Source organism: Bacteroides timonensis, from assembly GCF_000513195.1.
GTDB classification, from domain to species: Bacteria; Bacteroidota; Bacteroidia; order Bacteroidales; family Bacteroidaceae; genus Bacteroides; species Bacteroides timonensis.
In genome coordinates, this window is sequence record NZ_CBVI010000012.1 from 52,360 (window position 1) to 67,193 (window position 14,834).

A 14,834-nucleotide genomic window follows, 5' to 3' on the forward strand; every position below is an offset into this window, starting at 1 on the left:
TTATCATTCTTCTGTCATAAACTTCCAGGTAACATTGGCAATGCTATTCGGTTTCCCCTTTTCAGCTTTGGATATAGCACCTTTCAGCTTGCCTTTCTTATCGCGTGTCACAGTGATATCACGCCAGGAATAGGCGCCCTTCTCATAATCGAATGTTTCTCCGTCATCATCATACAGACGGTAAGAACCATCCGCTTTTCCATAATGGCGGATTTCCAGATTCACCTTCTCTCCTGCTTTCGGCGCATGCAGACGGGCCTCCATAAATGGCAGGATAGCTCCATCCTTTACATATACCGGAATACGGTCCAAGCCCGGTGTAACAGTAATCTTCTCTCCATTGCCCACATATTTACCCGTATAGAAATCGTACCAGTCTCCCTTAGGCAATACCACCGTACGTTCTTTCTGGCCTTTGAACATGGGAGCTACCAACAGATATTCACCAGCCATATACTGATCCTTAATTTCTTTGGAAACCGCTTCCAAATAAGGGTTATCTTCCAGATTTGCATCCGACAGTTTCGCTGTAGTTCCTTGTTCAGGGTTAAAACCCGGTTCCAGATTCATGGCACGGAACGGAGGAATACCATCGAAATGGTAACGTGCAAATTCACTATACCAGTAAGGCATCATCTGCATACGCAGCATAGCATACTCTTTTATCTGATTCTCTACTTCGGGGAAAGTCCAGGGTTTCGTACCGCTTGCCCAGGCATTAATCATTGCCATCGGCGAGAATACTACAGACTGGAAACGACGTAACCAATCTTCCGATGAACTGGAACTACGTACTTCCGGAGTCCACAATACACCACTAAAGCCTGAGTTAATCAAAGCAGTGATAAAGTCCTGATGGCTGTAATAGTCATTATAAATCACATAGGGGAAAGAAGTTGCACCGGCATTCGATGCACGAACCAATCCGAAGGTACGTTGATTACGCTTCTTGTACAATTCCGCAGTAGTGCGTTGAACCCACAAACCATAAGTCTGGCGCATCTGCTCGGCAGCAATTCCACTGGGAAAAGTAGCTACATCCGGCCAGACATAACGGTCGTATCCGTCTACTTCATCCACTTTATAACCGCTGACACCGATATTCACGTGTTCCTGTTCCAGCTTATCCATCCAGATTTTGCGGGCTTTCTCGCCTGCCAGGTCGGGCACGATACCACACCATACGGTGTGTGAACCACTTACCGGATACATTTCCTTATATATCTTTGAATCGGGAGAAACGTATGGGTTTGTCCATAAGTTGATACGTACTCCTTTAGCCAACATATCTTTCACAAAACCGGCGGGATCAGGATAGCGAGTAGCATCCCACTCAAAGGTACAAGGATACGCTTTGCTTTGCCAACCTGGTTCCAGTCCGATGAAGTCCAACGGGAAACCACGTTGTTCAAACTCATCCGCTTCGTTCTTCACGTCTTCAGCTGTATAGAGCTTCTTTGTACGTTGTGTAAAGCCCAGGCCCCAACGCGGAGGTAATGTACCTCCTCCACAGAACAGGTTATAACGACGGACAACATCCATAGGAGTAGGTCCGGCGAACAGATAAATTTCTACACCCGGAGCAGGAACCAAGATAGAGACGGCATCCGAGTAAGGAGCTGATGTCCAGGTCTTATCCATATTACGGTCTTTGGCCACCGGAGCATTCGGACTGTCCTTACGTGCGCCGCTACCTGCATATACCGTCAGATAACGTGCCGAATTAATCAGTACTCCATAACCGGAACTGGAAATATAAAAGGGAACAGGAGCATGTGTACGCCCGTTATCACGTCCACCGTAATGGTCTACATGCAGGTTCAGGATCTTGCCACGTTGGTGTACCGTCTGAAAGTTCAGTCCAAAGCCGTACAACTGTTCCTTGCGCTGCAAAGGAATGCGGAGACTTGTTTTACCATCCTGTATGGAACCCACAATTTCATTCGCCAATTCAGGCAATGTCACCTCCGGCAAGCGGGCAAAACCTTCCTTTTGTGGCGTAACACCGGCCACACCCAATAATGAATATTCTTCAGGAGTACCTACCACGCCTTTCCAAACGCCGGGCTCCACTTGCTGCCATACAATCTGTGCTTTGGCAGGACATAGCATCAACAGGGCCATCGCCCCTACAATCAAAATCTTCTTCATTCTCTCCATTTTATTATAATAGTGTTATTATCATCGAATCATACCGGCAAAGCCACCGTTCGGAAGAACTTTCACTTTTACCGTCCCATTTGTATTTTCTACAGGCATGTAGTCAAAGCTATCCTTATCTTTTCCATCTATAATCATAGTGAATGATCTATCTTCACATCCGACGGGCAAAGTAAATTCTATTTCTCGTTCCTCCTCCTTACCGCTGATGCCGCCGATATACCATACATCACCGGAACGACGTGCCACAACAGCATAATCAGCCGGATAGCCGGCCAACAGGATGCTCTCGTCCCAGGCTGCGGGTACTTCTTTCAGGAATTGTTTGGGTTGCTCCGGCAAAGAAAGATAAGACTCCGCCTTATCAGCATAACATTGGAAACCGGATTCGAAGACAACTGCAAGGGCCAACTGATGTCCCATAGTTGTCCTGCGTATAGCTGGTACTCCCTGACGTACTTTATCAGAGAAAGTCACCGGGGTATAATCCATCGAACCGACTACATTGCGTGTGAAAGGTACAGTAGCATTGTGTTTTGCCGCCTGGTCGCAACGTTCCTGACGTCCCAGAGTTTCTGCACCCCGGATAGCTTCCGTGGTCAGCATATTCGGATACGTACGTTCAAAGCCACGGGGTAGAGTGGCACCATGAAGATCTACCAGCAAATGATTATCTGCCGCATCTTTCAATAAAGCCGGATAAAGTTGAATAATACGTTGTTTGTCTGTATCAAAGAAATCGACCTTGATTCCTTTCACTCCTACTTCACTGATGCGTTTCATTTCTGCACGACGTAATTCAGGATCGCTCATCAGACGATGCGCCGGTATAGAATCCTTTTCACGTCCTGCACCGGAATGGTACCATAACCAAACACCCACTCCCTTTTTCTGCGCGTATTTCACGACATCTTCCATAGTGCCACCGTTGCCCATGTTTTGCCAACCGGCATCAATCAGCATATATTCCCAACCCATTTCTGCGCTAAGATCCACATATTTCAGCTGCGCTTTATAATCACGGGGAGTACCGCCATTAGACCACCAACTCCAGGATGCGCGTCCGGCCTTTATCCAGGATTCATCATTCAATACAGATGCAGGATTCAGGTGCGAAATCATTTGTGTCTGGAATATAGTATTCAGATCATCTCCTATGATAATAGCACGCCAGGGAGTGAACCACGGTAATTCCGATACCGGTTCTACTGCATCCGGTACAATTGGTTCATCCGGCTCCGGAAAACGGATTTTATATGCTTTATCGGTTCCGGCATTATCAATATGAGTAGCAGGATATGAGCCATCCAGATGAGCTTCCGTTATCATCATCCAGACTCCGTTGGTGTTGAATAGCATAGGGAATGCCCAACCACGTCCATGTCCACATTCCGAACGGATATCTATTTCACTTCGGCAATATTGTTCATAGCTCGGTTTGTGACGATCGTTCCAGTCATACGGATGTATCCACGCTTTTCCATTTACGGGTACGGCAAACTCTGTATGTTCAGATTGGATAGTCCGCATTTGTCCATCCTCTCCGGGTAGTTCATAGCGGAAAGCCACTCCGTCATTATATACCCTTACGATCAAATTAAACCGCTTATCCTCTTTAGTACGGAAAGTAAAAGTCTGTTCACGACACTCATCCGTAGTATTCATCTTCTTACCGGATTTTAGCTGATAAGCATTAGAAATATCTTTCACAGCAGAAACGGAAACAAATTGTGCGTCTTTTCCATACTCACAATTATCCATAACCAGCCCTAAAAGAGATTTCTCCATCGCCACTCCATCTTTATAAAAGACAGAGTAACTAAGCATTGTACTTCCATTTTCTTGTTTATTCTCCAAGGCAAAGCGGACGTTGCTGTCTTTAGATACTAATTCCCATGCATCAGGAGCCGTACAAGAAGCCATTAATATTACAAACAGAAACAGTACTGTATTCAATAGTTTTTTCATGGTATTTATCATTTATATATTTGTATATCCCCATCTTCACAAATAATCTCCGGACGAGCATCGGGGTTCTTCAACTCAAACGTAACATTCTTCAGTTTCAACCCTTTCACGTGGCGTGCCCATACTCCGTATGCCGGAATCTTAGGCCCGAAAGTTTTTACCTCCGGGTATTTATCTATAGCTTCAGGTACCTGAGACAAGGCATCCTCAGGAGTTCCTGTACCCAATAAACGAATATGAATATTTTCTAAAGTCAGGTTTGTGATGTAATGTCCCGGAATACCCGTAATCAGAATACCGGAAGGAGGTGTGAGTTGAGCCTTATCTGCAGCCACCGCTTTCACATTACGGATTATCACATTTTCAAAGACACCGATAGGTTGCCGGGTATCTTCCTGTTTACGGAATACACTCAGGCGGGCACCCAAACGAAATAGCATCGGCGTACGTACTTCGTCCATTGTGATATCAGAGATTTCCACATTACGCAAATGGGCTCCATCTACAGAGAATAACTTAATACCTCCATTCTTGGTGTCGTAAATATGACAATTACTGATCTTGATGTTCTCAAATCCTGCCATGGATTCTGTTCCCATCTTGATACCTGCCTGATTACTTTTCAACTTCATGTCCGTAACAATGATGTCATCACATCCCATTTTACTGGCAGTAGTCTTAAAGCAAAGAGCATCGTCACCACTGACAATATCACAATTACTAATGCGTACATGCTGGCAACCATCAATATTAATACCATCGTTGTGAGCCACTCCAAAGCTGCGTATCGTCACATTATGGATATTCACATTGCGGCATTGGAAATAATGGGAAGTCCAGGCACCTGCATATTTTAAAGTAACTCCTTCTACGCGTACACCTTCGCAACGCACCCAGCGAAGCAGGAAAGGACGCAATCCCCAACGCTGTCCTTCCGGACGGGTATCTACTTTTATATGCCGTTCTTTCAAAGCCGAACCTTGACCATCGATAGCACCTTCACCCTCTAATGCCACATTTTTAGCATCCACCGCTACCAGTAATGCCCAACCGACATCGATACCCAGACCTTCCGTAAAAGGATCAAGGTTATCGTAAACTTTATAATCGGTAGTACCCAGAATAAGGGCATCTTTCTCCAAATGTAAAGTTACATTATCTTTTAGCACGATAGTAGCCGACAAATAGGTTCCGGCAGGCACAAGCACCGTTCCACCGCCTGCTTTATGACAAGCATCAATTGCTTTCTGGATGGCCGGTGAATCCATCCTTTTGCCATTTCCCCGTGCACCGTACTTCTTTACATTGAATGTTTCAGCCTGCAAAGTAAATGGCAGTACAAGCAATAGTGACAACAGTAATAAATTCTTTTTCGTTTTCATGATTAGTATTGGTTAATTAACTATTTAATTTCCTTTGCAATATTCACTGTATAAATCTTATTACTGCGCCGTCCCGGATGTTCCAAACGCAATTCATTGGTACCTTTGGCCAAGGCTACAGGAAAAATAAATTCTCTACGTTTTTCACCGGAGGTAGCCAAATAACCGATATTCTCACTAATCTTCTCTCCATTAATATATAAGTAAGAGGGAACCGGATTGCCACCCGTATAAGATACGATGAAATAGTATTCACCTTTATGCGGAATGTTCACTTTCCAACTCACACTTCCTTCTGAACTTCCTTTCTCGCCTTTGAATTCTACCGAACCATCCTCATTCAAGGATGCAGATCCCTGTCTTTCCATATCTTTAGCTTGACATATCTCTATATTTTCCAAGCGACGTACCACTACACGTTGTGAAGATGTTACTTTTCCATTTGCCAAAGTTTTCAGATCAAACTCAGTCGTCTTAGAAATAGACAAAGGAATGATGCCTTCTGCATCTTCCAAACGTTTACCATTCAATCGCACTTCCTCTGCATGAGATGTTTTATAATGCAAAGCATTTTCATCTGCGTAGAAGTATTCTATTGCCGGACGTTTTTCATTCAACGGAACTCTGTATAATTCGATTCCTTTACCTGTACCCAGATTACGGCTGTACATCCGATGTGTCGGATTATTCCAATGTTCATGTACGCCCAAGCTACCTTGCTCTTTTCCGACATAAGCTATTCCTGAAGGAGGATTCCCTATATTTGCCGCCTCATGAAGAAAATTGTCGGCATTGGCACATAAAGGAAGTTCCGAATAAATGAAATCAAGTACCACTGATTCGATAGCGACCTGATCATTGGAAGCCAGAAAACTGGAAGTCCAGCCATTATTGAACGGAGGAAGTTGGAAACGTACCGCTTTCCCGTTATGCTTGGGATTTACGTACATAGCATCCACCAGATACACCAAAGTATTTCCACCTATACGCTCGTGAGCCATCAGATCGACAATGCTATTATAAGTGCCCATACCACGGAAAGAAGACCAGTCACGAATAGAAAGATGCAAAGGCGGTACATTGCCTATGGAACCAAACTGATTCTTACCAGTAGCCGTTATGGCAGTCTGTCCGGCACTGTCCCTCCATTTATCGGTCGGTTCTGAGTGTCTTTTCATCAATGCCATGTTAATCATATAGTCGGCTTCATAAGCCGCACGTGCCAAACTTCTGGCACCGGCATCGGTTATCTCGCTGGAATAACAAATCACGTTAGGAACAAATCCTCCCCAATTCTGATAATGTACATCCGGATAAACCGGCTGTACATAGTCATAAACAGCCGAAATACCCCGACGCTGTGCATCATATACTGTTATACAGTTCTGAGGAACCTTCATGATATTCACCAATTGATGCAGCAAAGAATACACTGACTGTGGAGTAGCATCAATAATATTAGTTCCACCATTGTCATTCAGATTAATCTTGATAGCAATCTTCTCACCTTTCTTATACTTTACCGCTCCCTTACCTTTCTTATAATTAAAGGTTCTGAACAATTCATCCCATGCCTTATCAATCGTATTCTGGCGGGTCAGTGCAATAATCACTCCCTCCATCATATCATCGACACGTGTCTGACTATTATTATCCGGATCCGAATAAAGTCCTCTTTTTCCACCCCAGGCAGCCGCCTTCGGATCATATGCCCATGCCACCCGCCCCGGATGAATTCCTTTGGCTACTCCTATCGGAGTGTTGGGAGCATCAATAGGCACAAAACGTCCCATATCAGTACCATTATCAATTTGCTTACGAATGACCTGTCCCATCAGAGAATTATCCACTGACATTATATATAATGTACACGATAATAATATACCGACTGCCAATACGGACACCCCCATATAGAACCGACGGGAATGCCACAAGAGTTTGAAACGTTTCCACGCACCAAATCCAACCAATGTGCTACTGATAAAAGCTACGAAAGAGAAAGCGATAGGAGCTGCAATTTGCTGACAGGGATAGTCTATTCTGGAAGGTTTGGGCACAACACGTATCAAAAACCAGATCAGAGCTGCTAACCCGAACAGAGGAAAGCAAATCTTCAAAACAACATTTTTCTTGTTGATTCCAACGATCCGTCCACTCTTCGGACAAGTCTTAAAGAACCATCTTTTTATTTTTGTATTCATTTCATTAGATATAAAGGATTATCTTTCATGGTTACAAAAATAGGCAGATAAAAAAGAGACGGTTATCAGTATTCCATCAAATACTTGAAAAATCGTCTCAACCAAGCAGACAGTATCTTATTTATGTAAATAGACTAACTCTATTCCAATGTCTTTCCCCATATTACGGCTATATTTCTTTTCTTCCGGATTATTCCAATGCTCCAAAACTCCGAGGCTGCCAACTCCTGTGCCATCTCTTTCCGGATCATAGAAAGTGGCGGACAACGGACGGTCTGCCAGAGCCGCTTCCACCAGATACATATCGCAATAATCCACATCGGCCATACGCGGAAACTCCGCACTCAGGAAATCAATACCCACCGCATCAATGGCTACCGGATCTTGAGAAGCCAGCAGTGAGCAAGGCCAGTCTCCATTAAACGGTGATATCTTCCATTTACCGGAAGGCGCCCCGTTCACCTTTTCCGAACCATATAGACCATCTATCAGAAAAAGCATTGTCTTTTGTCCCAGATCTTTATGTGCAATATAATCGGTGAAAGTCATATAGCGTGGCTTTCCACCACGATCCTGATTAAAATTATTATGCTGATTTTTACGGAAGTCCTTGTTTATGTCCGTTACTCCATACCAGTTTTTCGCACAGAGTGTCACTCCCTGTCCACCATGTCCTTTCAACAATGCCATATTTATCAAATAATCAGCTTCAAGTGCACATTTCGCCAATCCTCTTGCCAAACGACCGTTATCGGCTGAATACGGAATCGCATCTGCCGTATAAGTTGATCGGGTACGTCCGTTTCCACCGTCATTATCCAGACATACGACACCGGGAAATTCTGCATGACATTTATCATAAAGAGCCTTTGTTATAAAACGGCTGGCATCGAATACCGTGATTTGCTCCTGAGGCACACCACCGTCATTTACCAAACTACGAAGCAAAGCAAGCGTCAGATGCGGAGAGGCATTCAACTGTTCACAATCTTCATGTGAGAAAGTATTATTCTGATTAATCTTGATAGCAATTCTTTCTCCTTTCCTATATCCATACTTCCCTCTATCATGCTGTTGATTGAAATAAGCAAAAAGAGATTTCCAGGCTGCCTTTTCTTTCTTCTCTCCGGTCAAGGACAAGAGAGACTGGTTTAGAAGCCAGTCAGCATCTGTCTGATTATTCCAGCGATCTTCAAACCAAAAGCCCTCTCCTTTCTCCCATGTAGCGACACCCGGTGCATGAGTCCATACCACCCGTCCCGGATAAATACCTTTCGCCTCTCCTACCGGATTATTCTTTCCCCATGCCATACGGGGTTCTCTCACCGGAAGAACAGTTTGAGCCAACAGCTCAGTACTGTTTTCTACCAACATCAAAGTTCCGAAAAAACAAAGACCTGCAAATGCAAAGACTCCTATTGCCATTTTCCGGTTATGAAATGCTTCACGTAGCTTACGCAGGCTCACCCAGACTCCCATGAACGAGAGTAAGTACATGACAAATGCGGACATCAGCGGTGCCGCTGTCTGCATACATGGATAGCTGGCGCGGGAAGGTTTCGGAATAACCCGTACTAAAAACCAGATAGTAGAAAAAAGACCGAGTCCCCAAAAGAAGAGTATCTGTATCCCTCTGGAAGTAAATTCCCCTTTCTCGGTCCTTTCTTTAAAATATAAATAAATACGTTTCATACTTTCTCACCATTATCTATTATTTCTTCATGTTTCTCCGTTCTTATTTGATGATAATCTTTTCACTACGAAGCACTTTTACGTTTTCTTTATCCGTAATGCCTTCTTTCACTTTCAGATTCCTAATCTCAGCGCCAATCACATCATCCAGTACTACTGCATAACGCCCATCTTTCTGCTCAGCACTGATACTGCAATTATCTAATAGGAAGTCCTTCACATGACGCGCCCAGAAACCAAAAGAAGGTTGTATTTTCAAATCACCTACATTATAACGTCCTACTCCGATTTCAGGCGGATACGCTTCTGCATCTTCTACCGGATGTCCTCCTTTCACGAGTAAATTTACATCATGGAACTGTACATTCTTAATATACCCGGTATGCTGGCCATTTGGCAAACGGAACGTCAGGCCTCCTTCCACAACTTCTGTATCCGGCAGTTTGAAACCTGCAATGATGGGAGTTGCCGTATTTTGAGAGCCATCGTATGCTTTCCAGCGATCTCCCCGGAAAGAACTTCCACCATAAACCTCATCAATGTCTACTCCATAAATCACAATATTCTCCACTTGCCCGATATCAGAGTTAATCACCAACAACTCTTTACGTACACTTCCATTTTCCGTGAATGTAAAAGGAGCGACGTCAGCACCCAACACACGGCCTCTATTGGATATAGATATGAAGAACGGAGCACGCGTACGATGCATCACCGAACGGGAATGTATCGGTCCTGTCTTTCCACTATTCAGATAGACATTTTTTATATGTCCGCCATCATTGGTAGATATAGAGAAACCTGCTTTATTGGCACCTAGTACATAAATATTATCCACATATAAATCCTGAATATCATCCGCTGTTTCCGAACCTATCTGGAACAGGTTACAATTGGTATCTCCAACTATATTGCGTACCATATAGTTACGTGCCGGACGGGTAAAACCTAATGAACAATCCGAACCCGGTTTCACAATATCATCCGAACTGACACGCGAATAAATGTTCGTCACCGTTACATCATTACATGCCATAAAGTCGTAAATATCACGGGCATTCCGGGTATTATGTTTGGCAAAATAGGTATCATGCACATGAATACCATCAGTACCTGTAGCCAACAAAACAAAATGCCCTCCCTGATCTATATGCAGCATATTGCTGACATCATAATTCTTCCGATTATCCGTATCTATATAGCAGGGCTCATCTTTTTGTGGATCATACCACATATCTTTACCTATATTCCAGCCTCCAATTTCAATATTGGTACAAAGTTTCAAAGAGAACATTTTGTCGCAACGTTTCTCGGGAGCATTATTCATTACTTTATCAGAAGTAACCAGATTACCATTACCCGTAATACGGCCTGTACCCACGATCTTCACATTATCAATGCGTTCTCCAAAGAACATTGCATTACGGAAAAATGTATGTCCCACATCCTGCTTCGTCAGATAGTTTTCCGGATCGGCATAAGGGCGAGGATCGGTAGGAGAAAGTCCCGAACGGTAAGCCCGGTCACTAAACCAGGTCGTTTCCGGCACATCACCACCCGGAAGTCCCTGAATTGTGGCATCTGCATCCAGATGCAGCCAGACATTGCTCAACAGATGAACCGTCCTCACATTATAGGTACCTGCCGTGAATCGCAGAATACCCCCACCCAACTTATTCATCTCTTTAATAGCTTTGTTAATGATTTCCGTATCGTCTGCTATTCCATCTCCTTTTACTCCCGTAGTCTTGATATCCTGCAAACCGGAATAGAACCAAGCTATATTTGATTCGCCCTGATTATCTCCTCCTTTCACAAGTAATTTAAAAGCATACAGTTGATTAGAATTCAACCGACCGACGGCAGCAAAATCATCATCCGGTAATATCTCCGTTCTTACAGGTTTCCAAGTCTTTCCCCTATCCTCAGATAATAACAAAGTCACAGATTCCGCATTACGAGGAGTTGTCCAGTAGAAAGAAGTGAATGATAAATCCCAATCTTTTTTATACGTAAATGCCCGCAAGGGAGTACGGGTAAAATCGGCAACGGTCGTCACACCTTCAAAAGTTGCAATGGCAATCGGACTATGCAAGACTTCAGGTTGAGAGGTTATATAATCAGCCTCGAATGTATAGTTCCCCTTTTCCGGTATTGCCACTCCACGGAAACAAAGACGGATATCAGGTCCGTTAGAGGGACGGAAATCCAAATCTTTAAAGATCAACAGAGTGCCATTCTTCCCATCTTTACGTATTTCCACATCTCCAACTTTTTTATAAGAATAGTTGGTTCCGGTTCTTCCGATAGACTGCTTAGGCAAATCACGGAGAATTACTTCTCCACGACCTATTACATTTACCGTTGTATTATCCAACGTTATGTCAATACCTTCCGGTACGCGGATTGTAGCAGTAGTCATCGGACTACGTTGTCCTGCATAGAAATCAAGTGTCAGATTTCCCGCAGTCTTTATAGTAAATGCAGTACGATCTAACTTAATCAGAGGCGGCAATGCCCCTTTACGTATCCCCACAGACAAACGCTTTTTAGAAGATGATTGCAAATAATCGCCATTAGCGGGGAAACCTTCCGTTTTCTCCTGTCCGGTAGAAGTAAAAAGACGATAAACGCCAGAACCGGAATGAAACAATTGCTCTTTCAAAGCTTCAACTGAGGGCAAAGTGGAGCTTAACCCTGCATTCTCGGGAGTGTCTACAGTATAACGATTGGTAGTACCTTCAAACAATAATAAAGAGTCACGCGTTAGTTGCCAGGGATACAATTCACCTGCCTGTATATTTGTTCCTGCCACTCCCAGCAGCAAAAGAACAAGAAAAGTTTTTAATAGTATAAACTTCATACCCAATAGTGTATTTCTCATAAATTAGCGGTTCGTATTGATATGGTTTACATTCTCATTCACTGCCTTATACCATGTCGGACCGACAGTAAAGATACAGGCATCTATCCGTTCTTTTTCCTTTTGTTCCAAACCGGAAGGCATGTCAATAGGTTTAAATCCTTCTCTCACCTGTTCATAAGAAACAGCTGAAAGGGCATTCTTATCAGAAAATGCCCACTGATTATCCAGCAATAAAAAACCGGGAAGTACTTCATCCGCTCTCACTATCTTTAATTCAGGAGTTTGTCCTGCGAACAAATTATGGGCAAAACGAACATTACGGGGCATCTTTTCTCCGCGACCTGATCCTAACTCCAAAGAACTATTCAGAAAAGTATTATAAGCGATATCCACATTCTCTACCCGATGGTATGAAGTTAACGGTTCTTGCTTCACATCCGTTTCCACCGTAGGGCGTTCGTAGACTCCCACGCGCACCAACAGTCCAAATGACCTTACATCTTTAATATAATTATCGTAAACCGTATGTCCCTGATTAATGATACGAATACCGGCAGTTCCACGCAGATTATGCCCTATAAATGTATTTGCCTCTATCACATTGTAATGTCCATGGCGACAAACCAGTCCTCCGGCAGATTCATAAAACAAGTTTCTGCGCAACACATTATGACAGGACTTCACAGAAATAATCTCATTTTCCCCACTACACCTGAAGAAGACATTGTCCTCAACAATTGTCCGAGATTCCAACTGAGAAGACCAAGAGTGTCCGATACGAATAATTTCTGCTCCATTACCACCATAAGGCTGACGTTCGCCGAAAAAATTATGGTCTATCAGATGATTGTTCAAGTGGTTATCAGCACTTAGCCATACCTGTAGAACCAGTCCTCCTACCCGTTTATTAGCAAAATAGCAGTGGTCTATCCGGTTATTTGTTCCTCGTAATCCAACCCAGTATTCATCCCCTTCATTCGGTCGTTCGCCTTTTTGGGGGTCATTACACTCATCAATCACACAACGAGTCATCCGGCAATAAGATGCATATTCTCCTTTCTCCCTCTGAAAATCAATCATATCATGCCCTATGGCCCACGCCTTATAAAAGAGTAAATCCTCCAGTTGCAGATACTCTCCATATATCTTCAGCCTTAACTTCCCCGAAACAACAGCCCTTCCGGGATTCTCAGCCCGCCAGACAATCGGTTTACCGAAAACCCCTTTACCCGTAAAATGTATTTCTTCCAGATTATGATACGTTCCGTCTTTCAGTATGACGGCATCTCCCGGCTGTAAGTTTCCACCACCCAACAACTGTTTCATCGCCGGAACATCTTCCGGTGAAAATGTATACTCTTTGGCATTGGCAAAGAGTGACACTGTTAAAAGCAAAAGAACACAAAGTTTTTTCATCATGTTTTTCAATTAGAGTTTAAAATCACAGAGCAAATATAGATGATTAAAACATGAACGGAAATAGCCTCCTTCCCTCCAGAAGTAGTTTGAGAAGATTATTCAAAAGAATGGTACGTTTTTATAAACCTGAAGTGCAGATATAAAAAAATCGTCCCCTTACATTGTGATTACAACGTAAGGGGACGACCCTTTTCTAAAAATAGAAATTATTTATTTCTTAGCCGGTGCCGGAGAAGAATATCTTGCATTCAATCCGTCTACGATTTCTTTTGTAATATTATAGATGCTGTCAGCATACAACAGGTTATCAAAACCGGTATTGCTGATGATCATGCTGTATCCCTTTGTCTTATTATACTCTTTCAGGAAAGCATTGATAGAATCACGCAATTGCAAGCTATTCTTTTCGTTTTCACTCATCAATTCTGACTGTAACTTATTGCTCAAAGCCTGCAAGTCTTGCTCCAGTTTAGCAATACGGTTGTATTCCTGCTGAGCTCTTTCCGGAGAAAGATACGCATTATTCTGATACTTCGTCTGGAATTCCTGTTTCTGCTTATCCAATTCCCGAGCTTTCTGGTTTATCGTCATGCGAACATTCTCACTCTTCTTGACCATACCTTCATTCAGATCGACGCAGAAATTATATTGTGCCAGAAGCGTGTCTATTTCAACATAAGCAATCTTCATTCCAGTAAGTTCTCCTGAAGCTTGTCCTGACGTAGTTGCCGTTTGACTATCAGCTTTACCTGTACACTGAGAAAATAAAACGATAAGTGCAAGGGCAGCCAAACCGTTTACGAGGTAGTTCAATCTCTTCATAACTTGTAAAAAATATAGTTTTAAAATTATTAATTCATACTATCATTTAAGGCTTTTTCCAATTCGTCAATGGAGAAACGGGGTTTCTTCTGTGCTTCCCGGTCCTGCGACTGGACACACCCAATACCTCTCTCCCGCATTGCTTTATTACCGCTGACGTGCCCGTTCGGGAACTTTCCGCCTTTCACAAAAAAGACTTTTACACCTAATAATGCAATGCAAATAGCAACTATTAACAAACTTATCAATACTGTATCGAGCATTTCTACTATTTTTGTAATACGAAAATAGACTGCATTTCAGCAAAATGAAAATAAAATTTTC

9 protein-coding genes are annotated in these 14,834 nt (G+C 43.1%); all 9 read right to left on the bottom strand.

Annotated elements, in window-relative coordinates; genetic code table 11:
- Positions 1-3: 3 nt before the first annotated feature.
- Positions 4-2,151 (bottom strand): glycoside hydrolase family 31 protein, encoded by a 2,148-nt coding sequence (locus BN161_RS03665; protein ID WP_044263250.1) that lies wholly within the window; start codon positions 2,149-2,151, stop codon positions 4-6.
- A 30-nt stretch (positions 2,152-2,181) separates the two neighbouring features.
- Positions 2,182-4,128, bottom strand: coding sequence for a glycoside hydrolase family 97 protein (locus BN161_RS03670; RefSeq protein WP_044263336.1), 1,947 nt, complete (start codon positions 4,126-4,128; stop codon positions 2,182-2,184).
- A gap of 8 nt (positions 4,129-4,136) precedes the next feature.
- Positions 4,137-5,510, bottom strand: a complete 1,374-nt coding sequence (locus BN161_RS03675) for a glycoside hydrolase family 28 protein (RefSeq protein ID WP_044263252.1) — start codon at positions 5,508-5,510, stop codon at positions 4,137-4,139.
- Positions 5,511-5,530: 20 nt separating this feature from the next.
- Positions 5,531-7,711, bottom strand: a complete 2,181-nt coding sequence (locus BN161_RS03680) for a DUF362 domain-containing protein (RefSeq protein ID WP_044263253.1) — start codon at positions 7,709-7,711, stop codon at positions 5,531-5,533.
- Positions 7,712-7,828: 117 nt separating this feature from the next.
- On the bottom strand, positions 7,829-9,403 hold the full coding sequence (locus tag BN161_RS03685) for a DUF362 domain-containing protein (protein WP_044263255.1): 1,575 nt from the start codon (positions 9,401-9,403) through the stop codon (positions 7,829-7,831).
- A gap of 43 nt (positions 9,404-9,446) precedes the next feature.
- Positions 9,447-12,287 (bottom strand): endopygalactorunase, encoded by a 2,841-nt coding sequence (locus BN161_RS03690; RefSeq protein WP_044263257.1) that lies wholly within the window; start codon positions 12,285-12,287, stop codon positions 9,447-9,449.
- Between the two features lie 3 nt (positions 12,288-12,290).
- Positions 12,291-13,688 carry a polysaccharide lyase 6 family protein gene (locus BN161_RS03695; RefSeq protein WP_052356167.1) on the bottom strand — a complete coding sequence of 466 codons (1,398 nt, stop codon included), beginning with the start codon at positions 13,686-13,688 and terminating at the stop codon, positions 12,291-12,293.
- 210 nt (positions 13,689-13,898) lie between these two features.
- Positions 13,899-14,510: an OmpH family outer membrane protein gene (locus BN161_RS03700; protein WP_044263259.1), complete on the bottom strand. Its 612-nt coding sequence runs from the start codon at positions 14,508-14,510 to the stop codon at positions 13,899-13,901.
- A 29-nt stretch (positions 14,511-14,539) separates the two neighbouring features.
- The gene (locus tag BN161_RS03705; protein WP_044263261.1) at positions 14,540-14,773 is read right to left on the bottom strand and encodes a hypothetical protein; all 234 of its coding nucleotides are present in this window, start codon (positions 14,771-14,773) and stop codon (positions 14,540-14,542) included.
- Positions 14,774-14,834: the final 61 nt, after the last annotated feature.

What these genes read in the sequence shown, in the direction of transcription:
- BN161_RS03665 (WP_044263250.1), bottom strand. Translation starts at nt 2,151, where the DNA reads ATGAAGAAGATTTTGATTGTAGGGGCGATGGCCCTGTTGATGCTATGT.
- BN161_RS03670 (WP_044263336.1), bottom strand. Translation starts at nt 4,128, where the DNA reads ATGAAAAAACTATTGAATACAGTACTGTTTCTGTTTGTAATATTAATG.
- BN161_RS03675 (WP_044263252.1), bottom strand. Translation starts at nt 5,510, where the DNA reads ATGAAAACGAAAAAGAATTTATTACTGTTGTCACTATTGCTTGTACTG.
- BN161_RS03680 (WP_044263253.1), bottom strand. Translation starts at nt 7,711, where the DNA reads ATGAATACAAAAATAAAAAGATGGTTCTTTAAGACTTGTCCGAAGAGT.
- BN161_RS03685 (WP_044263255.1), bottom strand. Translation starts at nt 9,403, where the DNA reads ATGAAACGTATTTATTTATATTTTAAAGAAAGGACCGAGAAAGGGGAA.
- BN161_RS03690 (WP_044263257.1), bottom strand. Translation starts at nt 12,287, where the DNA reads ATGAGAAATACACTATTGGGTATGAAGTTTATACTATTAAAAACTTTT.
- BN161_RS03695 (WP_052356167.1), bottom strand. Translation starts at nt 13,688, where the DNA reads ATGATGAAAAAACTTTGTGTTCTTTTGCTTTTAACAGTGTCACTCTTT.
- BN161_RS03700 (WP_044263259.1), bottom strand. Translation starts at nt 14,510, where the DNA reads ATGAAGAGATTGAACTACCTCGTAAACGGTTTGGCTGCCCTTGCACTT.
- BN161_RS03705 (WP_044263261.1), bottom strand. Translation starts at nt 14,773, where the DNA reads ATGCTCGATACAGTATTGATAAGTTTGTTAATAGTTGCTATTTGCATT.